18 protein-coding genes, 3 tRNA genes and 1 riboswitch are annotated in these 20808 nt (G+C 71.9%); of the genes, 12 read left to right on the forward strand and 9 right to left on the reverse strand.

Annotation, left to right across the window (positions count from 1 at the left end):
• Nucleotides 1-141 precede the first annotated feature (141 nt).
• On the reverse strand, nucleotides 142-783 hold the full coding sequence (locus tag ACFP3V_RS24620; RefSeq protein WP_380587478.1) for a glycosyltransferase family protein: 642 nt from the start codon (nucleotides 781-783) through the stop codon (nucleotides 142-144).
• Between the two features lie 267 nt (nucleotides 784-1050).
• Between ACFP3V_RS24620 and ACFP3V_RS24625 the strand changes: the two genes are divergently transcribed.
• Entirely contained in the window at nucleotides 1051-1704 is a 654-nt protein-coding gene (locus tag ACFP3V_RS24625) for a bifunctional DNA primase/polymerase (protein ID WP_380587481.1), read from the forward strand.
• Nucleotides 1705-1920: 216 nt separating this feature from the next.
• Here the strand turns inward: ACFP3V_RS24625 and ACFP3V_RS24630 are convergent, their stop codons facing one another.
• From ACFP3V_RS24630 to ACFP3V_RS24645, 4 genes are all read right to left on the reverse strand, one after another.
• Entirely contained in the window at nucleotides 1921-2898 is a 978-nt protein-coding gene (locus tag ACFP3V_RS24630; protein WP_380587484.1) for a DUF5926 family protein, read from the reverse strand.
• Nucleotides 2899-2977: 79 nt separating this feature from the next.
• Nucleotides 2978-3415 carry an ATP-binding protein gene (locus tag ACFP3V_RS24635; protein WP_380587490.1) on the reverse strand — a complete coding sequence of 146 codons (438 nt, stop codon included), beginning with the start codon at nucleotides 3413-3415 and terminating at the stop codon, nucleotides 2978-2980.
• A gap of 335 nt (nucleotides 3416-3750) precedes the next feature.
• Entirely contained in the window at nucleotides 3751-4542 is a 792-nt protein-coding gene (locus ACFP3V_RS24640; protein ID WP_380587493.1) for a glycerophosphodiester phosphodiesterase, read from the reverse strand.
• 55 nt (nucleotides 4543-4597) lie between these two features.
• A complete protein-coding gene (locus ACFP3V_RS24645; protein ID WP_380587496.1) occupies nucleotides 4598-5959 on the reverse strand; it encodes a purine-cytosine permease family protein in 1362 nt (453 codons plus the stop codon).
• A riboswitch (TPP riboswitch) is annotated at nucleotides 5954-6075 on the reverse strand. (Overlaps the previous gene by 6 nt.)
• Before the next feature lie 158 nt (nucleotides 6076-6233).
• Here ACFP3V_RS24645 and ACFP3V_RS24650 point away from each other — a divergent pair.
• From ACFP3V_RS24650 to ACFP3V_RS24660, 3 genes are all read left to right on the forward strand, one after another.
• Nucleotides 6234-7832 (forward strand): S1C family serine protease, encoded by a 1599-nt coding sequence (locus tag ACFP3V_RS24650; protein WP_380587499.1) that lies wholly within the window; start codon nucleotides 6234-6236, stop codon nucleotides 7830-7832.
• Between the two features lie 66 nt (nucleotides 7833-7898).
• Nucleotides 7899-7985: transfer RNA gene (locus tag ACFP3V_RS24655), tRNA-Ser, on the forward strand.
• A 182-nt stretch (nucleotides 7986-8167) separates the two neighbouring features.
• Complete coding sequence (locus ACFP3V_RS24660) at nucleotides 8168-8332, forward strand: hypothetical protein (RefSeq protein WP_380587502.1); 165 nt, start codon at nucleotides 8168-8170, stop codon at nucleotides 8330-8332.
• 36 nt (nucleotides 8333-8368) lie between these two features.
• Here the strand turns inward: ACFP3V_RS24660 and ACFP3V_RS24665 are convergent, their stop codons facing one another.
• Nucleotides 8369-8617 (reverse strand): hypothetical protein, encoded by a 249-nt coding sequence (locus ACFP3V_RS24665; RefSeq protein WP_380587505.1) that lies wholly within the window; start codon nucleotides 8615-8617, stop codon nucleotides 8369-8371.
• Between the two features lie 104 nt (nucleotides 8618-8721).
• On the opposite strand from ACFP3V_RS24665, the gene ACFP3V_RS24670 reads away from it, so the two are divergent.
• The 3 genes from ACFP3V_RS24670 to ACFP3V_RS24680 all read left to right on the forward strand — a co-directional run bounded on the left by ACFP3V_RS24670 (nucleotide 8722) and on the right by ACFP3V_RS24680 (nucleotide 11467).
• Nucleotides 8722-9486 carry a glycosyltransferase family 2 protein gene (locus tag ACFP3V_RS24670; protein WP_380587507.1) on the forward strand — a complete coding sequence of 255 codons (765 nt, stop codon included), beginning with the start codon at nucleotides 8722-8724 and terminating at the stop codon, nucleotides 9484-9486.
• Nucleotides 9487-10090: 604 nt separating this feature from the next.
• A complete protein-coding gene (locus ACFP3V_RS24675; protein ID WP_380587508.1) occupies nucleotides 10091-10390 on the forward strand; it encodes a hypothetical protein in 300 nt (99 codons plus the stop codon).
• Between the two features lie 108 nt (nucleotides 10391-10498).
• A complete protein-coding gene (locus tag ACFP3V_RS24680) occupies nucleotides 10499-11467 on the forward strand; it encodes a GNAT family N-acetyltransferase (RefSeq protein ID WP_380587511.1) in 969 nt (322 codons plus the stop codon).
• Between the two features lie 61 nt (nucleotides 11468-11528).
• Here the strand turns inward: ACFP3V_RS24680 and ACFP3V_RS24685 are convergent, their stop codons facing one another.
• Nucleotides 11529-12509 (reverse strand): EamA family transporter, encoded by a 981-nt coding sequence (locus tag ACFP3V_RS24685; RefSeq protein WP_380587514.1) that lies wholly within the window; start codon nucleotides 12507-12509, stop codon nucleotides 11529-11531.
• A gap of 104 nt (nucleotides 12510-12613) precedes the next feature.
• Here ACFP3V_RS24685 and ACFP3V_RS24690 point away from each other — a divergent pair, with 104 nt between their 5' ends.
• Nucleotides 12614-13444: a glycoside hydrolase domain-containing protein gene (locus tag ACFP3V_RS24690; protein ID WP_380587517.1), complete on the forward strand. Its 831-nt coding sequence runs from the start codon at nucleotides 12614-12616 to the stop codon at nucleotides 13442-13444.
• Between the two features lie 153 nt (nucleotides 13445-13597).
• Nucleotides 13598-15277: a long-chain fatty acid--CoA ligase gene (locus ACFP3V_RS24695; RefSeq protein ID WP_380587520.1), complete on the forward strand. Its 1680-nt coding sequence runs from the start codon at nucleotides 13598-13600 to the stop codon at nucleotides 15275-15277.
• Between the two features lie 78 nt (nucleotides 15278-15355).
• On the opposite strand, the gene ACFP3V_RS24700 is transcribed toward ACFP3V_RS24695, so the two are convergent.
• Nucleotides 15356-18577 carry a response regulator gene (locus ACFP3V_RS24700; protein ID WP_380587522.1) on the reverse strand — a complete coding sequence of 1074 codons (3222 nt, stop codon included), beginning with the start codon at nucleotides 18575-18577 and terminating at the stop codon, nucleotides 15356-15358.
• A gap of 193 nt (nucleotides 18578-18770) precedes the next feature.
• Between ACFP3V_RS24700 and ACFP3V_RS24705 the strand changes: the two genes are divergently transcribed.
• Nucleotides 18771-18864: transfer RNA gene (locus ACFP3V_RS24705), tRNA-Ser, on the forward strand.
• A gap of 224 nt (nucleotides 18865-19088) precedes the next feature.
• Nucleotides 19089-19164: transfer RNA gene (locus ACFP3V_RS24710), tRNA-Arg, on the forward strand.
• 95 nt (nucleotides 19165-19259) lie between these two features.
• Here the strand turns inward: ACFP3V_RS24710 and ACFP3V_RS24715 are convergent.
• Nucleotides 19260-19928, reverse strand: coding sequence for a site-specific integrase (locus ACFP3V_RS24715; protein ID WP_380587524.1), 669 nt, complete (start codon nucleotides 19926-19928; stop codon nucleotides 19260-19262).
• On the opposite strand from ACFP3V_RS24715, the gene ACFP3V_RS24720 reads away from it, so the two are divergent.
• Nucleotides 19903-20781, forward strand: coding sequence for a phage tail protein (locus ACFP3V_RS24720; RefSeq protein ID WP_380587526.1), 879 nt, complete (start codon nucleotides 19903-19905; stop codon nucleotides 20779-20781). The two genes, ACFP3V_RS24715 and ACFP3V_RS24720, sit on opposite strands and share 26 nt — an antisense overlap.
• Nucleotides 20782-20808 lie beyond the last annotated feature (27 nt).

The raw sequence follows: 20808 nt of genomic DNA on the forward strand, positions 1-20808 counted from the left end.
TGAAGCATTTTGCACCCCCATGTCATGCCATACGGCAATTAATGCACTACATGTACACACACCGATCGGGTGATGTCCAGAACTGAAAGCTGCCGCGTGGCTGGTGTCCCTGCCCGAAAATATGGCCGAAAAACATCGCTCTCAGTGACGGCCCGCCGCCGGGGCCTCCGCAGCTGTCCGCCTGCCCCGCAACGCCCTTGCCACTTCCCGGCGTTGACGCCACCGCAGTTTCGGCGCGGCCGGCAGATCGAGGACGAGTTCCGTCGTCCGAAAGCCGTTGCGACGCAGGTCGATGATCATTCCGGAAGGCAATCCCGCGCCTTCCGCCAAAGGCAGCGCGGTCCGGAAGGCCTCCGCGGTCACCGCGAAATCCCAGCAGAGCGTCCGGGGCCCGGCATCACTGCGGCCGAAGGCCGCATCCGTCTCGCCCGCGCGGAGCGGCTCCAGCAGCGCCCCCGCTCGCGTGGCCGCCTCCTGCAGACCGGCGCGCAGCACCAGCAGCAGCGGATGACCGGATGCCGCCGTCGCGGCGCGCCGCAGCCCCTCCGCCTGTCGCCAGCCGCCGGCCGGCGCACGCAGCACCAGCGCTCCGGAGTCGGCCGCCACCCGGGCGGTCGAATCGGAGGAGCCGAGGTCCGCCACCACCACCTCGACCACCCCGGGCAGCTCGCGGGCGCGCAGGACGGTCAGGGCGATCCGAGCGGCGTCGTCACGCGCGGTGATCAGAACGGCGGTGTCCGCAGCGGCATCTGACGACCGCTCAACTGAGGAGTGTGAGGCCATTCCCGGATCGTACGGTTGCCATGCCCACGGAGATCGCCCGAACGGAGGAACCGGTCGGTCATGCCGTGCGTCTCCGCGGACGATGCGTCACGCTCGTTGGGGAAAGTCCTGGACGGGGTACAGGTTCCAGTGACGGGACGTAGCGGGGGAATCCGCTACCCCCACGCCACCCTCCGCCAGGTTTCCCCATCGGCCGTCGGCGTGGTGCGCTTCTGGTTGCGCGAGGTCGTACCGATCCTTGACCGTCACGGAAAGGAACGAGTGCTCATGCGCGGGGTCCGTGAACTTTTCCGAAGGAGCGTCAGGAACGTCCGGTCGCGGCAGCTCTGCTCGGCTGCCCTGACCGCCGCCACGAGCTGGGGCTGGCCGGTGCTCCCCGGCGTGGGCCGCGCGGGGGTGGGCAGGTGCAGCTGCTCCCGGCCCGACTGCCCGGTCCCGGGGGCCCATCCGGGCGACCCCGGCCTGCTGGGCGCGAGCACCGACCCGCGGATGGTGCGGTGGTGGTGGTCCTGCCGCCCGGAGGCCCCGCTGCTGGTGGCCACCGGGGACAAGGTCTCGGCGGTCAGCCTTCCCGCCGAGTCGGGGGCGCGGCTGCTGGACTACTTCGACGCGCTGCGTGTCCCCACGGGTCCGGTGCTGGCGACCGCGACGCGCTACGTGCTGTTCGTCGCGCCGTACACGCTGCCGGAGTTGGGCGAGCTGCTGGCCGCCCAGGAGTGGGTGCCGACGAGCCTGCGCTACCACGGCCAGGGCGGCTTCGTGGTGCTGCCGCCCTCGCGGACCGGGCAGGGCCAGGTGCGCTGGGTGCGGGCCCCCCGGGAGGCAACCGAGCCGCCCTGGCTGCCGCCGGTGACCGGGCTGGTCGAGGCGCTGGTCGCGGCGAGCGTCGCCACTCCGGACGGGGCGGGCCTGAAAATGTGAAAGGCCCGGCCGCTGGCGACGGGGGATGCACCAGCGACCGGGCTGTTTAAACCGTAACAAAGTTCAGGGTGGTTGCAAATTCCCTCGGCCCGGGGAAACCGCCGGAATTTCCGACTCCGGCGGGAATTGTGACGCAGATCACCCGCGGCTTTGCCGTGTCCCGCCCCGGTCCGGGCTATTCGCCACGGTAACCGCGGCGGGCGGGCTGACGGGCCGTCAGTTCAGCGTCACCTGGCGGTTCACCAGGCCGGCGCGGGCCCGGCGCTCCTCAGGTGTGAGCGGCTCGGTGCGGGCCAGCGCCGCTTCCAGCCGGGCGGCGAACTCGGCCGCGGGCTTCTCGCAGTCCTCCGCCGTCATCGTCTGCGGCAGGTCCCAGACGGGGACGACGAGGCCGTGCGCCCGGAACGAGCCGACCAGGCGGGTGCCTTCGCCCAGGCCGGCCTCGCCCGCGGCCGCCAGCCGGGCCAGCGCGTCCAGCAGCTTCTCCTCGGACACCGGGCTCACCCACCGCAGGTGGTTCTTGTCCGGCGCGGCGCACCAGTAGGCCCAGTCCACCGAGGACAGCCGCTCGGTCGGGATGACGGCCGCGTTCGCCTGCTCCAGCGAGGCCGCGACCTCACCGGTCGCCGCGGAGGGGTCCTCCAGCCAGAAGTCGAAGCCGGTGTGCACGGTGGGTTCGAACGGCGCGTCCAGGTCCAGCAGTTGCTGGAGCCGCGGCGCGTCCGGAGCGGGACGGCGCGGCGGGATCGGCGTGCCCGGCTCGGCGGCCAGGGCCTGCGCGAGCGCGTCGCCGGTGTCCCGGCTCAGGTCGCCGGAGGAGGTCTGGGTCTGCAGGCCGAGCATGATGCTGCCGTCCTCGCGGCGCATCGCGGGCCAGGCCATCGGCAGCACCGTGGCCAAAGTCACCGCCGGCACCTCGCCGTTGGCCGAGGCCAGCGCCTCCTCGCTGAGCTTCAGCGGGACCGTGGCGGCCGGGACCAGCTCGCGCAGCGCGACCCAGTCGCCCTCCGCGGGAAGCCCCTCGAAGGGACGCTGCACCAGCTGCTGCACCGAGTGCGCGGCCTCGCGCCCGTGGCAGGCCTTGTAGCGGCGGCCCGACCCGCAGGGGCAGGGCTCGCGGGCCCCGACGACCGGGATCTCACCGTCCGTCAGCTGCGGCTGGTTCTTGGGGGCTTTGGGGGCCTTCTTGCCCATGGCGCGGTTCTCCCGATCGGCGGACTAGCTTCCGCCGGAAGCGTAGTGCGGAACCGGCCCCGACTCGCGTCGGCAGGGCTCACCCGGCCGCCGCCGCCGAGTCCGCCTCCCGGCGCGCGTGCCGGGCCCGCACCCGCAGCACGGCCCAGACCGTCTGCTCGCCGGGGGCGCTGCGCACGCCCCAGTCCATCGCCAACTGCCCGACGATGCCCAACCCGCGGCCGCCCCGCGCGGTGAGCGAGGGACTGGACCGCATCGGCCTGGTGTGGCCGCCGCCGTCGGTGACCTCGACCGTCAGCAGGCCGTCGCTGTGCAGTTCCCAAGCGACCACCACGCGCCCGTCCGACAGCTCCTCGACCTCGGCGCCCTCGTCGCCGTCGCCCGGTATCCGGGCCGGCTCCGCCGCGGCCAGCGGCCGGGCGTGCCGGCACGCGTTGCTCAGCAGTTCCGACAGGACCAGCACCGCGTCGTCGATGACCCCCTCGGGTACCCGGTGCTCTCCGAGCTCTCTGCGCATCCGCCGACGTACCGCCCCGACACTGGCCGGACCATGGGGCACAGCCATGGTCGACGAGGAAGTCGGCACATCACGCGCCATCACGAGCGCCACCCCCGGACCTCCTCCTTCGCCTTTCGCCAGGGTGTGAATGCCCGGTCGGAACACGGCGGAAACGAGGGGACACGCAGGCTGTGGCGCCTTTCACCATGGCCGGAAAGGACTATTCACGATGCGTAGTCATTTCGTCACTCTGAGTTTTGGCCAAGGGGTACGCACGCGCGAGACTCCACCATTTTCCGGCCAATTCCCTCACCTTTTTGGCTGATATCCGCAGCTGAGGGGCGTCCGTCCGTTTACGCACCCTTGCGGGCGGCCAGATGCTCGATCACCCGCAGCGGGTGGTTGCTGATGATCGCGTCGACGCCGAGCTCCAGGCAGAGCTCGATGTCCGCCACCTCGTCCACGGTCCACACGTGCACCTGCTGCCCCGCCCGTTGCAGCGCCCGCACGTAGCCCGGGTTGGCCCGCACCAGGTCGATCCCCGGCCCGGCGATCCGCGCCCCGTAGGGCAGGCTGCCGTCGCGCAGCCAGGGCAGCACCCGCTCGGTCAGGAACACCGTCGGCAACTCCGGTGCGGCGTCCCGGATCCGACGCAGCGACAGCTGACTGAAGCTCATCACCCGTACCGGAGAGCCGGTTCGGACCAGGTCGAACCGGCGCAGCAGCTCCAGCAGCCGCTTCTCCACCAGCCCGGCGTACCGGGTGGGGTGCTTGGTCTCGACGGCCAGCTCCACCCGGCGCCCGGCGTCGGCGTGCAGCTCCAGCAGGCGCTCCAGGGTCAGCACACGGGTGTGCTCCGGGCCGGTCCAGTCGGCCTCCTCCGGGCCGTTGCGCCAGTTGCCGAAGTCGAGCTGGGAGAGCTCCGCCAGCTCCAGTGTGGACACCACGCCCTTGCCGTTGGAGGTCCGGTCGACCGTGCGGTCGTGCACGCACACCAGATGCCCGTCGGCGGTCAGCCGGACGTCGCACTCGAGGCCGTCCGCGCCCTGCTCGATCGCCAGCTGGTAGGCGGCGAGGGTGTGCTCCGCGTACGTCCCGGACGCGCCCCGGTGCGCGATGACGCTTGGTTCCCGTTCCACGGGCATCAGCGTAGGCGGCCCAGGTGACCGGAACGTGAACCCCTGCTCCGGACGGGGCCCGCTACCGCCTGGCCCGAAGGGCCAGCGGGAAGGTGAGCAGGCCCGCCGCGAGGAAGGAGAACAGGGAGGCCGAGGTCCAGAAGGTGGCATGAACGCCCGTCACCTGGGAGGCATGCCCCCAGAAGGCCGGCCACCAGCCGCCCCAACCCGTCAGCGCCGCAGGCGCGATGAGCTGGTAGACCGCGAAGCCCACCGCCCACGGCAGCAGCATGACCCACCGGGTCGGCGCGTCCTGCGCCATGTTCCAGCCGTCCTGCCCCCGGCCCGCGCCGAAGAAGAAGTCCACCGCCAGCACCGCCGACAGCGGCACGAACACCGCGCCGATCAGGCTGAGGAAGCCGTAGTAGCCGGAGAAGTCCTTCACCAGCAGCCCCAGCACGGTCACCAGCGCGCCGATGCCCAGCGACAGCACGCGCCGGTCCACCCGCGGCAGCAGGTTGTGCACCGACATCGCCGTGGAGTAGACGTTCGCGAAGCTCTGGTCGGTCTCCCGCAGCACCAGCACCGCGAAGAACAGCCATCCGGCCGTCACGCCCGTGAAGGTCGAGAAGATCTTGTTCGCGTCCCCGCCGACCTGCACCAGGGCGATCATCCCCAGCACGTAGCACCAGACCTGCGCCACGGTGTATCCGGTGAAGGTGCCCCAGAAGGAGCCCTTCGGGCTGCGGGCGTGCCGGGTGTAGTCGGCGGCCAGCGGCACGAAGGAGATGGACACCGCGATCACGTAGTCCGTGGCCGGGAGGAAGCCGTTCCAGTTCCCGGGGGCCGGGTCGTGCACCCCGCGGCGGGCCAGCTCCACGGTGAACCAGAGCATCGCCAGCGCCACCGCGACCGCCACGTAACGGCGCAGCAGCGCGATGGCGCCCAGCGGACGGATCGTCAGGGCCGTGGTGACCACGCCCGCCAGCAGCACGTAGAGCCAGTGCGGGCCGCCGTCGAACAGCGACTCCGCGCCCAGCGCGATCACCGTCAGCTCGTACACGCCCCAGCCGACGCACTGCACGATGTTCAGCACCGTCGGCACGTAGCTCAGCCGGGTACCGAACAGGCCGCGCAGGATCGCCATCGCGGGCGCGCCGGTCTTCGCGCCGATCAGCGCGGCGACGCCGAGCATCAGCGTCCCGATCACGGTGCCCAGCACGATCGCGGTGACCGAGGCCGCCAGGGACAGGTCCTTCCCGCTCGCGGTGACCAGCACGGTCGCGGCGCTCTGGAAGCCGATCAGGCTGATGCCGAGGTTGGTCCAGAAGGCGGCCTGGTCCCGGAAGCCCAGCGTCCGCGGCGGCTGGGTGTCCAGCACCAGCGGTGCCTCGACGGCGGCGGCCGTTCCGCTCTTCCCACTCGTCTCAAGGGTCGACGACATGCGTCTGCAGCGCTCCCTACGCCGGCATTACCCGGTCAGGTTCAGGCGGTCGGCGCTCCGGTTCCCGCTGCGCCCTCTCAGCCTGGAGGTTGGTCCAAGCTCCCGCGGTGGTGTGTGTGGTTGTGTGTGCGTGATGCGGTGTGGTGCGGTCACATCGTAGGACCGCGCCCGGCCGGGTCCAAGCCCACGGCTTGGTCTTACGATGCCCCGACAAGCTCTGCGGAATGCTGGGGACGATCGGTCCCGTGTGGGTCCCGTACGAAGGAGGACATTCGTGAGCACCGAGCACGAGGGTGACCGGCAGGAGTCGGCCGGGCCCGCCCCCGCTGCGTCACCGGCGGCCGATGCCGAACCCACCGTCGTGCAGCCGGCGGCCCCGCCCGCGCCGACGGTCGAGCCCCCCGCCGACCCCACTCTTGCGGACTTCCCCCCGCCCGTCCCCGCCGCTCCGGCGACTCCGCCGGCCGCCCCGCCGCCCGCTCCCGTGCCTTCCGCGCCCGAGCAGCCCTACGCGGCCCCTGAGCAGCCTTACGCGGCGCCCGTCACCGCCGACACCGCCGTGCACGGCGCCTACGCCACAACCGCGATGCCGCAGCAGCACCCTGACGCACCGTCAGCGCCGCCGCAGCCGACCGTCGTCTACGGCGCGCCCGTCCCGCCCCCGCCCGCGGCCCCGCCCGGGCAGCCGCCGTACCACAACGGCCCGCTCTGGGGCGCCGGCGTGCCGGTGGACCAGCCGAAGCCCAGGAAGAAGCGCCGCGGCGGTTTCATCGCCCTGCTCGCGGCCACCGCGGTCATCGCCGGCGCCATCGGCGGGGCGATCGGCTCCGCCATCGAGGACCAGGACTCCGGCTCCTCCGGCAGCAGCACCAGCACGGTGATCACCCCGACCACCGACCCCAACGCGCAGAGCCGCCCGGCCGGCAGCATCGCCGCCATCGCGGCGAGGGCGCTGCCCAGCGTGGTCACCATCGAGGCCAGCGGCTCCTCGGAGTCGGGGACCGGCACCGGGTTCGTCTACGACACCGAGGGTCACATCCTGACCAACAACCACGTGGTCGCCCCGTCGGTCAACGGCGGCAAACTGACGGTCAAGTTCTCCGACGGCTCCAGCTACCCGGCCTCCATCGTCGGCCGCGCGCAGGGGTACGACGTCGCCGTCATCAAGCTGACGCAGACCCCGCGGGAGAAGCTGACCCCGCTTCCGCTCGGCGACTCGGACAAGGTCGCCGTCGGCGACGCGACGATCGCCATCGGCGCGCCCTTCGGCCTGTCCGGGACGGTCACCTCCGGCATCATCAGCGCCAAGAACCGCCCGGTCGCCTCCGGCGACGAGACCGGCGCGCAGACGTCCTACATGAACGCGCTGCAGACGGACGCCTCGATCAACCCGGGCAACTCCGGCGGCCCGCTGATGAACGCCTCCGGCCAGGTCATCGGCATCGACTCGGCCATCCAGTCCACCGGGAGCAACGTCGGCGGCGGCCAGTCCGGCTCGATCGGCCTCGGCTTCGCCATCCCGATCAACCAGGCGAAGCGGGTGGCCGAGCAGCTGATCAGGACGGGCACGCCCATCTACCCGATCATCGGCATCCTGCGCGACGACAGCTACACCGGCGACGGCGCCAAGATCGCCTCCGGCCCGGTCCAGGGCACCCCGGCGGTCACCCCCGGCGGCCCGGCCGACCAGGCCGGCCTGAAGCCGGGCGACATCATCACCAAGTTCGACGGCGTCATCATCGACAGCGGTCCGACCCTGGTCAGCGAGATCTGGTCGCACCAGCCCGGCGACAAGGTCGCCGTCACCTACACCCGCAACGGCCAGACGCACGAGACCACGCTGACGCTGGGCTCCCGCAAGGGCGACCAGTAACGGCTCACACCCACCCCTCTTCTCGTGAGAAGATCCCTGGGCGGCGTCCCCCGCGGACGCCCCCAGGGAGTCGTGCCCGAGCGGCCTAAGGGAACGGTCTTGAAAACCGTCGTGGCGGCGACGTCACCGTGGGTTCAAATCCCACCGACTCCGCACGTGAGCGGCCCCCGGTCAGCCAAGTCGGCCGGGGGCCGTGTCGCTGCCCCCCGCCGAACAGGTCGGGGGGAGGCGTGAGTTGAATGCCGAGGGCGCCGTCGCGCTCAACCACGCGGCCGGGACCACGTCCCGGTGGGGACCGTCGCAGCCCTGGCCAAGGGGGACGCCGGCTCTCCGCGGTGGACCGCTTGGGGCTGTCCTCCTGGCCGGTGTACAAGCGGACCTGGACCCCGGAGGGTGCGGGACCGCACTGCTCGCCCTCGGGGCCGGGCACCGCGGTCGTGCTCTGTCTGGTCCGAAGCATCCACGAGGTCGACGAGTACAACCTGTCCGGCGGTCCCTGACCGCTCGGCCGACGCCGTGACCGCCGCCCCTGCCGCTCAGTCGGGGGTCGGCACCAGCGACGAGATCTCCGCGTTGAGGCTCCGCCGCTCCGACTCGGTGACGAAGGGCAGGACCGCGCCGCAGTCCAGGCAGATCCGGGCGCGCCCGGCCTCGAAGGTGGGGCGCAGCTGGAAGAGGCGCGTCCGGGGGAATCTGACGAGCAGCCGGGTCCCCTGAGCGCCGCCCGTCACTTCGAGGTCTCCCAGCGGGCTCAGCCGCTCGGAACTGCATATGCCGCATTTCATGCGGCGGATGCTATCCCGGCCCCTCCGGGCGGCACATCGGGCCGGCTGACCGGACGCCGCCGCGTAGGCTCCGTTGCGGGTTGCGCTGCCTGAGGGGGGACACCTTGCCCGTCGTCTCGATCGTCACGCCGGTCTTCGGCGCGTCGGTGAACTATCTGACCGAGGCTCACCACAGCCTGCTGGCACAGGACTTGCCCGCCGGATGGGACTGGGAGTGGCTGGTCCAGGAGGACGGCGACGGGGGCACCGTCCGTGACCGCCTGCCCGACGACCCCCGCATCCGCTTCGGCGCGGCACGCCACGGGGGCCCGCACGTGGCGCGGACGATGGCGCTCGCCCGGGCCCGGGGGCCACTGGTGAAGAATCTGGACGCCGACGACGTGCTGCCGCCCGGCACACTCGCCCGGGACATCCACACCCTCACGGCCGATCCCGACGTGGCATGGACGACTTCGCGCGTTCTTGACCTGCTCCCCGACGGCAGCACCGTGGGCTTCGACGCCGACCCGCCGCAGGGCAGGATCGAACGCGGGGCGGTGATCGCGCACTGGAAGCGCCACGACCATCGCCCCCAGGTGCACCCCGCGACGCTGTGCCTGCGCACCGAGCTGGTGCTCGCCCTCGGCGGCTGGATGGCGCTGCCCGCCTCGGGGGACACCGGGCTGCTGCTCGCCGCGAACGCGGTGAGCACGGGCTACTTCCACGCCGAGGTCGGCCTGCTGTACCGCAAGTGGCCCGGCCAGCACACCGCCCACGTGGCCCACTCGCACCACGAACGCGACGAGCGGATCGGCGTCATCGAACGCCGGGCGGACGCCATGCTCGCGACCGGTTGGCACTTCCAGTCGAGCGCCCAACCGGCGGGATAGGGCCGAAGTTCCCCAGGTGGGAGGAACGGCCGTCGGCAGTAAGGGGCTTGGTGGAGCGGAGCGTGGTCCCGCCCGCGCGCATCGGCCTGTGCCGGGCGCATGGATGCCCGCCGCAGGCGGGAAGCCGGCCGCACGCCGTTTCTTCCGCGTCTCGTCAACCATCGTGACCGGCCCGGGCATTTCCGGGTTGCGGCAGTCGGCGCGCCGACATTCGCGAAGTTGCGCGGCCTGACGGGCGGCTACTCGTCCGAGGTCAGATGCGCCGACCTTCGCCGACTCTCCCGCCGCGCAACGGCGTTGCCGCACGTCAGTCGCGCGGGCGTGAGCGAATGGCTCGTGCGCCCCGTCCGTGCGATGCCGTGCGCCTGGGGTCCTCCAAGTGCCGCCTGGGCAGAAGCGTTCCGGCACGAACTTCGGGGGTCTATTCCTCCGCCCTCCAGAATCACGCGCATGGGCGAAAAGCGCCGGTAGCCATGGCTATATGTCGATTCCGTGCGGAAGCCTTGCAGTGCGACGTCGCAGGCCGGGCAGGCCCGCGCCAGGCCACTTGCGGACTGCCCAACCGCCCTTGGCAGCACGCCAGTCACACCGCATGGAGGATCGCATGTCCCGTATCCGCACCGCCCTCGTCGCCGTTCCGCTCGCCGCCTTCGCGCTGATCGCCGGCGCCGGTGCGGCCGCAGCCGACAACGGGGCCTTCGCGGGCGAGGGCTCCAGCAGCTCGGTCGTCTCGAACGTCGGGAGCGGCAACGTCTCCGGCTGGGTGGACGGCAACACCACCTGGACCCAGCAGACCGCCACCGGCGCCGGGGCCACCAACTCCAACAACACCCTCTCCGTGAAGGGCAACAGTGGTGCGATCTGGGCCAACCAGGTCAACCACACGGTGACCCTGAACTTCTGATCCCGGCCGAGCTGCGGCCCCCGGCGCCCACCCGGGAGCCGCGGCGCAGGCATGTCCCGACCGAAAATGCTTTGCCGCCGCTCGGGGCCGCCCCACAGAATCCGGAGCATGACCGACTTTCAGTGGCGATCCATCGAACTCGCCGACATCGAGTCCTGGTTGACGCTGCTGGAGGCCATCGAGGCGGTCGACCAGGAGCACGAGCACTACAGCGTCGACCAGTTGCGCGAGTGGCTCACCGATCCCGACATCGACCGCGAACGCGGCACCGTCGGCGTGTGGGACGGCGATCGGATGGTGGGTTACGCCCGCCTGCGCTGCCGTAGCGCCGCCACGGACGAGCATCTGATGTTCGCCCAGGGCGCGGTCCACCCGGAGTACCGGGGCCGCGGGCTGGGCGGCGCACTGCTGCGCTGGCAGGAGGAGCACGCCCCGGCACTGCACCGTGCCCGCTACCCCGAGCTGCCGCTCAAGCTCTACGGGGCCAGCAAGCAGGGCCAGGAGGACTCCACCGCGCTCTACAAGGCGTACGGCTTCGAGGTCGGCCGCTGGTTCTTCGACATGGTCTGCGACCTCACCACCGCGCAACTGCCCGGCGACCAGCTGCCGGAGGGGGTCGCCAGCGTGCCGTTCGCCGCGGAGCGCCGCGCCGACGGGCTGGCGGTGCGCAACGACTCCTTTCGTGACCACTGGGGCTCCACCCCGGCCACGGAGGCGAGTTGGGAGCACAGCACCTCCGGTTCCGCCTCCCGGCCCGAACTGAGCCGGATCGCCTACGACGACGCCACGGGCGAGGCGCTGGCCATCGTCCTCGCGGAGGAGTACGAGCAGGGCCCCGGGGCTCCCGGCCGCGAGCTGTACATCGCGCTCGTCGGGACACGGCGCGCGGCCCGCAAGCGGGGGATCGCATCCGCGCTGCTGACGGAGGTGCTGCGCGCCGGGCAGGCGGAGGGCTACGCACTGTCCAGCCTCGGCGTCGACGCCGACTCCCCGACCGGCGCTCTGGGCCTCTACCAGCGCTTGGGCTACACGCCCCGCGAGACGTGGCTCTCCCAGCTCAAGCCGGTCGCCTTCTGACGTTCCGTCAACCTGTGCGCCTCGCACGGGCGGGCATGCCGTCCCTGCCGTGCGGGGCGCGTCAGCGTTCGGTGAGGGTCGTGCCCGCACTGGCGGCGATGACGCAGGCGATGCCGGACAGCTGGACGAGGGTCAGGTACTGGCCCAGGACGACCAGTCCGACGAGGGCGCTGACCGCGGGCTCCATGCTGGCGATCACGCTGAACACCCGCTGCCCGAGCCGCCGCACCGCGGTCATCTCCAACATGTAGGGCAGCAGCGGGAACAGCAGCGCCACGCCCGCCACTTCGAGCAGCGGGAGCCACGGGCGGTCGGACCGCGCCAGCGCGTGCGCCGCCTCCGGCAGTCCGACGGGGGCGGTGGCCAGTGCGGCGACGGTGAGCGAGAGGGCCAGTCCTTCGAAGCCGGTGAAGGCCGAGCCGACCGTGTGCGTCAGCAGGATGTATCCGCCCAGGCAGACGGCCGCCCCCACGGCACAGGTCAGGCCGACCGGGTCGAGCCCGCCCCGGCCGGCACCGGCCCCGACCAGGGTGAGCAGCACCACGCCGACCCCGGCGAGCAGCGCCCACAGCACATGGCCCACGCGCCGGGCGAAGAGCAGGGCGACGGTCAGCGGGCCGAGGAACTCGATGGTCGCGGCGGTGCCCATGGGCAGCCGGTCGACAGCGGCCGCGAACATCAGGGTCATGCCCGCCGAGGCGAGGCCGAGCAGCGCCGCCGCGCCGAGCGCCCGCGGGCTGCGGCCGCGCAGCCGGGGCCGGTTGACGAGCAGCAGCAGTCCGGCGGCGACCAGCAGCCGCAACGAGGTGGTTCCGGCCACGCCGAGCACCGGGAACAGCGGGGTCGACAGGGCGATGCCGGTCTGCACGGTGAGCATGGCCGCCAGACAGAACAGCGGCGCCGGGACCGAGTCCAGACGCCGCTGCCGGGTGGAGGCCGTGACCGGGCCGGCACCGGGCGGCGCCACCGCTCGCTCGCTCCAGCCGCCGTGCTCCTCAAGAGGGGTCACGGACACCGACGGGGTCTGGCTGGAGGCGGACATGCCGTCGAGTATGGCGTAAGGACCATACATGCGGCAAACCGCTTACTTCCGCGTGTTATATACGACTATTCATGGCATTTGACTGAGCATCAGGTGTGACCTCGTTGCGCACCGCAGCCGCGGCCGCACTGGCTGCCGTGCTGCTCACTGTGACCTCCGCGCTCCCGGGTGCGGCCGCCGAAGCCTCCGCCGCCATGCCGCAGACCTTTGACGGGCAGGCGTTCGACACCTGCAGCGCACCCGATCTGACGTTGCTTCAGGCCTGGCGCACGACCTCGCCCTACCGGGCCGTCGGCATCTACATCGGCGGCAGCAACCGTGCCTGTGCCCAGCCACAGCTCAATCACGCCTGGACGCGCGCCGCCAACGCCCAGGGCTGGAAGCTGCTGCCGCTCTACGTCGGCTCGCAGGCGCCCTGCGTCCGCAACCCGCGGATCACTCCCGACCGGCGGATAGACCCCAAGCGGGTGCTGACGCAGGCTCAGCAGCAGGGCCGCGACGCCGTCAACGCGGCACGGGCCCTCGGCATCGGCCCTGGCTCCCCGATCTACCTCGACATGGAGTCCTATCCGCGGGGCAGCGGGGCCTGCACCCTCGCGGTGCTGCGCTTCACCGCGGCCTGGACCCAGGCTCTCCACGCGGCGGGCTACCTCTCGGGCTTCTACTCCAGCGCCGACTCCGGCATCGCCGACCTCGCCGCAGCCGCCCTGGAGCCGGCCTCGCGCCGCTCGGCCGGCTCCTACCCCGACGCCGTCTGGTACGCCCGCTGGGACGCACGCAACGACACCTCCGGCTACCACGCCCTGCCCAGCGGGGGCTGGGCCGGCCACCGCCGAGTCCACCAGTACCGAGGGGGGATCACCGAGCGCTACGGGGGCCGCGCGGCGAACATCGACCGCAACGCCGTCGACGCCCCGGTCGCCCTGGTGCGATAGCGCCGGGTGCGGTGCTGCCCAGCGGCGGGCGGCCGCCTGGAGACGCGTGGAGGCGGGCGGAGGCGGGGCGGGCTCTTCCCAGGTGCGGGCGGCAGGTCCAGAATTCCGCTACCGGCAGGTAGGCCGATGGGCGCAGGTCAAGGAGGACCCCCAGTGCGAAGCACCATGCAGGACGTCCCACTCACCGTGTCGCGGATCCTCGCGCACGGCTCCACGTTCCATGGCTCGGCCACGGTGTCCACCTGGACCGGGGACGGGGTCGAGTCCCGGACCTTCGCCGAGGTCGGCGCCCGGGCCGCACAGCTCGCCCACGCCCTGCGCGACGAACTCGGCGTCACCGGCGACCAGCGGGTGGCCACCCTGATGTGGAACAACACCGAGCACCAGGAGGCCTACCTCGCCGTCCCCTCCATGGGCGCGGTGCTGCACACCCTCAACCTGCGGCTGCCCGGCCACCAGCTCGCCTTCATCGTCAACCACGCCGCCGACCACGTGGTCCTGGTCAACGGCAGCGTGCTGCCGCTGCTCGCGGCGGTACTGCCGCACCTGCAGCCGACGCTCCGTCACATCGTGGTGGTCGGTCCCGCCGACCCCGCCCTGCTCGACGCGTTCAGCACGGCGGGGATCGCGGTCCATGACTACGAGCAGCTGATCGCCGACCGGCCCACCAGCTACCCCTGGCCGCAGGACCTCGACGAGCGCAGCGCCGCCGCGCTCTGCTACACCTCCGGCACCACCGGGGACCCGAAGGGCGTGGCCTACAGCCACCGCTCCGTCTACCTGCACTGCATGCAGGTGGTGTCGGCGGAGAGCTTCGCCTTCAACTCGCGGGACAAGCTGCTGCCGGTCGTGCCGATGTTCCACGTCAACGCCTGGGGTCTGCCGCACGCCGCCTTCATGGTGGGCACGTCCATCCTGATGCCGGACCGCTTCCTGCAGCCCGACCACCTGGCTCGCATGATCGACAGGGAGCACCCGACCGTCAGCGGCGCCGTCCCCACGATCTGGACCGGACTCCTCGCCGAACTGGACCGCGGCAGCTACGACACCTCCTCGCTGCGGCGGGTGGTCATCGGCGGCTCCGCCTGCCCGCCCTCGCTGATGAAGGCCTTCGAGGAGCGGCACGGCATCCCGCTGGTGCACGCCTGGGGCATGACGGAGACATCCCCGCTGGGCACCGTCTCGCTGCCCCCGGCCGGGGTCAGCGGCGAGGAGGAGTGGGCCTACCGGCTCACCCAGGGCCGCTTCCCCTCCTCCGTCGAGCCCCGGCTGATCGGGCCGGACGGCACGCCGCTGCCCTTTGACGGCCAGTCAGCGGGCGAGCTGGAGGTCCGTGGCCCCTGGATCGCGGGCGCCTACTTCGGCGACGACGAGAACGGCGAGCTGAGCGACAAGTTCAGCCCGGACGGCTGGCTGCGCACCGGCGACGTGGGCACCATCAGCCCGGACGGCTTTCTGACGCTGACCGACCGCGCCAAGGACGTGATCAAGTCCGGCGGCGAGTGGATCTCCAGCGTCGAGTTGGAGAACCAGCTGATGGCCCACCCGGCGGTGCTGGAAGCGGCGGTCGTCGCCGTCCCGGATGAGAAGTGGGGCGAGCGGCCGCTGGCGACCGTGGTCCTCAAGCCCGGCGCGACAGCCGACTTCGCCGAGCTTCGGGCGTTCCTGGCCGAACGGGTCGCCTCCTGGCAGCTGCCCGAGCGCTGGTCCCTGATCGAGGCGGTGCCCAAGACCTCCGTCGGCAAGTTCGACAAGAAGGTGATCCGGCGAGAGTACGCGGACGGCGAGCTGAAGGTCGCTTACCTCGGCAAGGACGGCCGGGACGTGAGCTGACGCTGTGTCAGCAGTGCTGCGCCCTCGGATGTTTCACGTGGAACAGTGGAGCAACCGAGGGCGCGTGGTCCGCCGGCCTCAAGCCTCCGTCGCGGAGGCGATCTTGCCCAGCAGGTCCACGATGCGCGCCTGCACCTCGGGGCTGGTCGAGCGTTCGGCGAAGAAGAGCATGCTCGCCCCGGTACTCAGCCCGCGCCGCTGCTCCCGGTCGTCCACCACGGAGGTGTAGACGACCAGCGGGGTGCGGTAGAGCCGGTGGCTGCCGCGCAGCCAGTCGATGATCCCCTGCCGGCGGCGGCGGATCAGCATGAGGTCCATCACGACCAGGTTGGGCTGCACGCTGCTGGCCCTGGAGACGGCGTCGTTCTCCGAGGGCGTGTGCTCCACCTGCATGCCGCGCCGCTCCAGCGAGGCGGTGAAGGCCCCCGCGATGTCCTGGTCCTGCTCGACCAGCAGCACCCGCGGGGCGTGCCGCTCGCTGTCGCGCGGCGCCAGGGCCCGCAGCAGCACGGCGGGATCGGCGCCGTAGACCGCCTCGGGCGCGGCCAGGCCCAGACCCGCCGTCACCAGCATCGGCACCTCGGCGTCGCCGCTGGCCGTGCGGAGGGTCTGCAGCGCGCTCCGGGTGATCGGCCCGGTGAGCGGGTCCACGAAGAGCGCGGCCGGACGGGTCGGCGCCTGAGCCTCCACCTCCTCGCGCGAACTGACCAGCACCGGGCCGAAGCCGCGGGCCCGCAGCGCCTGCTCGGTGGCGGGCTCCGGCTCGGGCCACACCAGCAGCCGACGCGGCCCCGCGCTCTCCTCCCGGGCCGCCGGTACCAGAGCCGGCAGCGGCACCCCCTGCGGCGGCGTCTGCACCGCCTGCAGCGGAGACTGCGCCAGGCTCATCACGCCGGTGTTGCCGCTGCCCGCCGCCGGGACGTCCGGCGCCCCGTGGAACGGCTGAACGGCCGCGTGCCGACTCCGACTGACCTGCACCCCACGGCCGTTGGTGCGGGTGCTGCTCTCCCGCGACCCCGACTCCTGCTGGTCCGGCGTGCCCGCATGGGCGGGCGCCGACGGCCAGGACTGCGAGATCGGCGTCATCGGGGCGGGGGGCGCCAGCGGCGCGGGCGCCATCGGCTCGGCAGGCTGCAGCGCCGCCGAGGACAGGTCGTGGTCCGGCGCGGGGGCTGACGACTCGTCACCGGCCGCCGGCCCCAGGGCGAGCCGTCGCCGGCGCCCGCCCGTGGAGCGCCGCTCCGGTACGACGGCGCTGCCCGCGGGCGGCAGCGCGTGCTCCAGGCCGGGATACACCGGCGCGCCGATCAGCCCGGGGAAGGAGCCGTCCGGCCCCTGCGGGTGATCCGCCTGCGACTGCTCCGGTTCCTGCTGCGGCCGCGGCGGACGGATCACCTCGGGCTCGGGCAGGCGGTTGCGCCGCCGCGACCGGTCGGTGCCCTCCGCCTGGCCCTGCATCCCGTCGACCGCCCCTGGGGCGGCGGTCGCGTCCTCCTCGGGCGCCCGCCTGGCCGCGGGCAGCGCCGGGGCGGCCTCGGCCGCGTACCCGTCCCCCTGCTCCGGACGGCCCCGACGCCGGTGCCCGGTCCGTGCCTGACCGCCGCCCTGTGACTGGCCCTCCCGCTCCTGACGGCCCGTCGGCTCGGAGCTCGCGGACCCGGCCGACCCGGAGAGCTCCGCGGGCAGTTCGGGCAGCAACGTCGTCGCGTTCTCGCGCGGCGGCGCCGGCGGCCGGAAGACGGGCGCCGCGTCCGGATCCAGTGGCAACTCGACCACATAGGTCACGCCCTGACGTCCCGGCAGCTCATGCGCCTGCAGCACCCCGCCGTGGCGCTCCACGATGCCCCGGGCCAGCGGCAGGTGCACCCCGCCGCCCTGGCCGGGGCCGCGGACCTCCACCCGGGCCACCTCGCCGCGCTGTGCGGCCGCTATCACCACGGTCCGGTCCGACTCGGCGCCCGCCGCCAGGCCGGAGGCCACGCCGACCGCCATGCCGTAGAGCCCGTGCGGCCCGGCGGCGGCGGTCGAGGTCCCGTCCAGGATGGCGACGTCCGCGATCAGATGGGCCAGCGCGTCCACCAGCCGTGCCTCGTCCACGACCAGCTCGACCGGCGAGGGGTGCACCGAGAACTCCACCCGGCCGACCCCGATCAGCTCGGTCGCCGCCCGGACCGCCTGGTCCACCACCCGGTCCAGCCCGACCGGACGCCGGTCCAGCTGCTCGGTGCCGCGCTCCAGGGCCTCGTCCAGCCGCTGGTACTCGAGCACCCCGTCCACCAGCCGCGCGGTGCGCCGGCATTCGTCGGCGAGGCGGCGCAGCACCCAGTTCGCCTCCGGCCACAGCTGACCGGCCGGGTCGCGGGCCAGCTGCTCCAGGGTCTCGTCGAGCCGGTCCAGCGGCCCGCGCAGCTCGTGCTCCAGCAGCGCGCCGAGCTGCCGGTGACGCTCCGTCAGGGCGCGGAAGGCGGACCGGTCCGAGAAGGTCATCACCGCGCCGACCAGCTGCTCGCCGTCCCGCACCGGCGCCGTCGCCAGCTCCACCGGCACCGGCCGCCCGTCCTTGCGCCACAGCACCGCGTTCTTCACCCGGTGCCGGCGCCCCGAGCGGAGCGTGTCCATCAGCGGGGACTCCTCCGGCGGCAGCGGGGCGCCGTCCGGCCGCGAGTGCATGACCAGCGGCAGCAGCTCCTGCCCGCCCAACTCGCTGGCCCGGTGCCCGAGCAGGTGCGCGGCGGCCGGGTTGACCAGAACCACGCGTCCGTCGTTGTCCACGCCGACGACGCCCTCGGCGGCGGCGCGCAGGATCATCTCGGTCTGCTTGTGCTGACGACGCAGCTCGGCCTCGACCTCCAGACGGGCCGTCAGGTCGCGCACGGTGATCAGCAGCAGCTCGCGGTCGCTGCCCCGGCCGTAGGAGGAGATCGAGCCGTAGCTGTCGAAGCTGCTGCCGGAGCCCCCGCTCAGTCCGAAGCCGATGCCGTCGTGCTCGAACTCGTGGGCCAGCACCTCGACGGTGAACTCGGATCCGTCGGTACGCCGGGCCGTCATCCGCACGGCGGTGTCGTCGTCCGCCCCGCCCTCGGGTCGCATGGAGCCGGGGATCCGGCTCGGGTCGAACTCCGGCAGCAGCGACAGCACACCCCGGCCGACCAGGGACGTCCCGGGCGCCTGCAGGCTGCGCACGGCGGCGGAGTTCGCGTCCACGACGGTGCCGTTGCTGTTCACCAGCAGCAACGCGTCCGGAAGAGCGTCGAGTATGGCTGCGAGGCGAGCAGTGCCTCGGTTCGGCCTGCTGCTCACGACGACAGGTCCTCCTACTCACGTGCGTGTGCTGCCGGTCGGCCCGTGGGGCTGTCCGAGCACTATCCCATTGTTTTTGCGCCTGCGGCGACCCGCCTAGTAACGTGTCCGGGGGTTGGCCGCACCCGCCAGGGTTGTGGCATCATCCCTGCAGAAGGTTGTGATCGCCAGTCGGTCGACCATGATCCTCTGTGGAGGCGTCGCCTAGTCCGGTCTATGGCGCCGCACTGCTAATGCGGTTTCGGGGTTACTCCTGATCGAGGGTTCAAATCCCTCCGCCTCCGCCACCAAGGCCCGCCCTGCTCCGCAGGGCNGCTTTCCCGGCGTCCCCGCCGAGGTCCGGCTGCCCCTCCCCTCCCGCCGCGGTGCCGACACCCCGGCTGCCCCCTCTAAGCAACACCCCAGCTCAGGGCCCGCGGTAACCCGTTTTGGCGTCCGGGCCGCCCTCGTGTAATGTTCTTCTCGTCAGGCCGACGGGGCCGACGAAAGAAAGCCCCGGACAGCAGGACAGGCGCTCGTAGCTCAACGGATAGAGCATTTGACTACGGATCAAAAGGTTGCAGGTTCGAATCCTGCCGAGCGCACCACATAGCAGCAGGTCAGAGGCCCTGATCCTTGGAAGGCGGATCGGGGCCTTCGTCGTGTCGTCTCACAAGTTCTCACACTTCGTCAGCAAGGCGGCTTAGCTGAGCAGTTCGGCCAGCTTCTCCGACCCGGCCATCAGAGACTGCGGATCGGGGTGCACGTAGATCCTCTTCGTGAACGAGAGGTCGCTGTGTCCCGCCCATGCGGAGACCACGGTGTCGGGCACGCCGTTGTTCGCCATCCACGGGAGACAGGCATGCCGGGCGTCGTACAGCCGCACCTTCCTGACTCCCGCCGCGGCCATGAGCTTGTACGCCTCCCGGCGCAGTTTGTCCGTCTTGAACGGCCTCCCCAGCTCGTCGACCAAGACGTAGCCGCTGTTCTCGTAGCCTTCGCCGGCCTGGAGGCGTTCAGCGGCCTGCAGAGTCTTGAACGACTTGAGCGCGCGGTGGACGGGTGCTGGCAGGGGTAGCTTCCGCTTCCCGGCCTCGGTCTTCGTCTGCTTCTCGATCACCTTCGAGCGCTGGCCGCGTTCGAGGGTCTTGTCGTAGACGAGAGTCCGGGTGTTCTCGATCGCCACGGTTCCGGCGCCCTCGAGGTCGACGTCCTCGTCCCACCGCAACCCGCAGACCTCGGCGGGCCGTTCGGCGATCAGCGCGAGCATCATCGGCGCGTACAGCCGGTGATCCTTGATCGCGGCCAGGAAGGTTTTTACCTCGGTCTCGTCCCAAGGGCGCCGGATGGCCCTGATCGCCCATCTCGGCATCTGGAACCACTTCCACAACCAGATCATCGGGGACCGCGAAGGCCGTCTGGAACGCCGTCGCCGGGTTCTTCACCACCGTGTGGAACGACATCGTCCGAGGCGTCCGAGCCATCTGGAACCTGATCTACCAGGCCGTGGTGAGGCCCGTCGAAGCGATGTGGCACTTCATGCAGCCCGTGATCCGGGCGATCCGACCGCCTGGAACGACATCCTCGCCGGGGCCCGCGCCGTGTGGAACCTGGTGAAAGCCGCCCTGATCAACCCGATCACGGAGGCCTGGCACACGATCACCAGCACCGTCTCGAAGATCGGCTCCGCGATCGGCTCTGGCCTGTCGAAGGCGTGGACCGCGGTGAAGGACATCGGCTCGAAGTTCCTGTCCATCGGGGCGTCGATCGTCGAGGGCATCATCAACGGCGTTGAGAACGCGGCCAGCTCCCTGTTCTCGTCGCTGAAGAACCTGGCCAGTGGCGCCCTGAACGCCGCCAAGAGCGCCCTGGGCATCAACAGCCCGTCGAAGGTCTTCGCCTCGGTCGTCGGCGTCTCCATCCCGGAGGGCATCGCGAAGGGCGTCGACGACCACGCCATGGTGGCGCACAACGCGGTGAAGAAGATGACCGCGGCGCTGCCCACGTCTGCCTCGGCGTCGTTCACCGGCTCCACGAAGCTCGCTGCCCCGCTGCCGACCCTCGCCGCGCTGCCTGCAGGCGGCGGCAGGGGCAACGTCGGCCAGGCCCCGATCGTGTTCGACTTCCGCGGCAGCAGGTCATGTCCGACCGCGACATGGACTTGCTGGTGCAGAAGGTCGGCTGGCGAATCGCCACGCACACGCTCCCGTCCCGGGTGTGAGTAGTTGCGGTACAGAAAGTGCCGCTGAGAT

Origin of the sequence: Streptacidiphilus monticola, from assembly GCF_042658505.1 — a bacterium.
Taxonomy (GTDB): domain Bacteria; phylum Actinomycetota; class Actinomycetes; order Streptomycetales; family Streptomycetaceae; genus Streptacidiphilus; species Streptacidiphilus monticola.

Excerpts from the sequence above, each read along its gene's own strand:
- ACFP3V_RS24685 (WP_380587514.1), bottom strand. The coding sequence starts at position 12,509 with ATGTCCGCCTCCAGCCAGACCCCGTCGGTGTCCGTGACCCCTCTTGAG.
- ACFP3V_RS24630 (WP_380587484.1), bottom strand. The coding sequence starts at position 2,898 with ATGGGCAAGAAGGCCCCCAAAGCCCCCAAGAACCAGCCGCAGCTGACG.
- ACFP3V_RS24625 (WP_380587481.1), top strand. The coding sequence starts at position 1,051 with ATGCGCGGGGTCCGTGAACTTTTCCGAAGGAGCGTCAGGAACGTCCGG.
- ACFP3V_RS24665 (WP_380587505.1), bottom strand. The coding sequence starts at position 8,617 with ATGAAATGCGGCATATGCAGTTCCGAGCGGCTGAGCCCGCTGGGAGAC.
- ACFP3V_RS24640 (WP_380587493.1), bottom strand. The coding sequence starts at position 4,542 with ATGCCCGTGGAACGGGAACCAAGCGTCATCGCGCACCGGGGCGCGTCC.
- ACFP3V_RS24645 (WP_380587496.1), bottom strand. The coding sequence starts at position 5,959 with ATGTCGTCGACCCTTGAGACGAGTGGGAAGAGCGGAACGGCCGCCGCC.
- ACFP3V_RS24675 (WP_380587508.1), top strand. The coding sequence starts at position 10,091 with ATGTCCCGTATCCGCACCGCCCTCGTCGCCGTTCCGCTCGCCGCCTTC.
- ACFP3V_RS24720 (WP_380587526.1), top strand. The coding sequence starts at position 19,903 with ATGGCCCTGATCGCCCATCTCGGCATCTGGAACCACTTCCACAACCAG.
- ACFP3V_RS24620 (WP_380587478.1), bottom strand. The coding sequence starts at position 783 with ATGGCCTCACACTCCTCAGTTGAGCGGTCGTCAGATGCCGCTGCGGAC.
- ACFP3V_RS24715 (WP_380587524.1), bottom strand. The coding sequence starts at position 19,928 with ATGCCGAGATGGGCGATCAGGGCCATCCGGCGCCCTTGGGACGAGACC.
- ACFP3V_RS24680 (WP_380587511.1), top strand. The coding sequence starts at position 10,499 with ATGACCGACTTTCAGTGGCGATCCATCGAACTCGCCGACATCGAGTCC.
- ACFP3V_RS24635 (WP_380587490.1), bottom strand. The coding sequence starts at position 3,415 with ATGCGCAGAGAGCTCGGAGAGCACCGGGTACCCGAGGGGGTCATCGAC.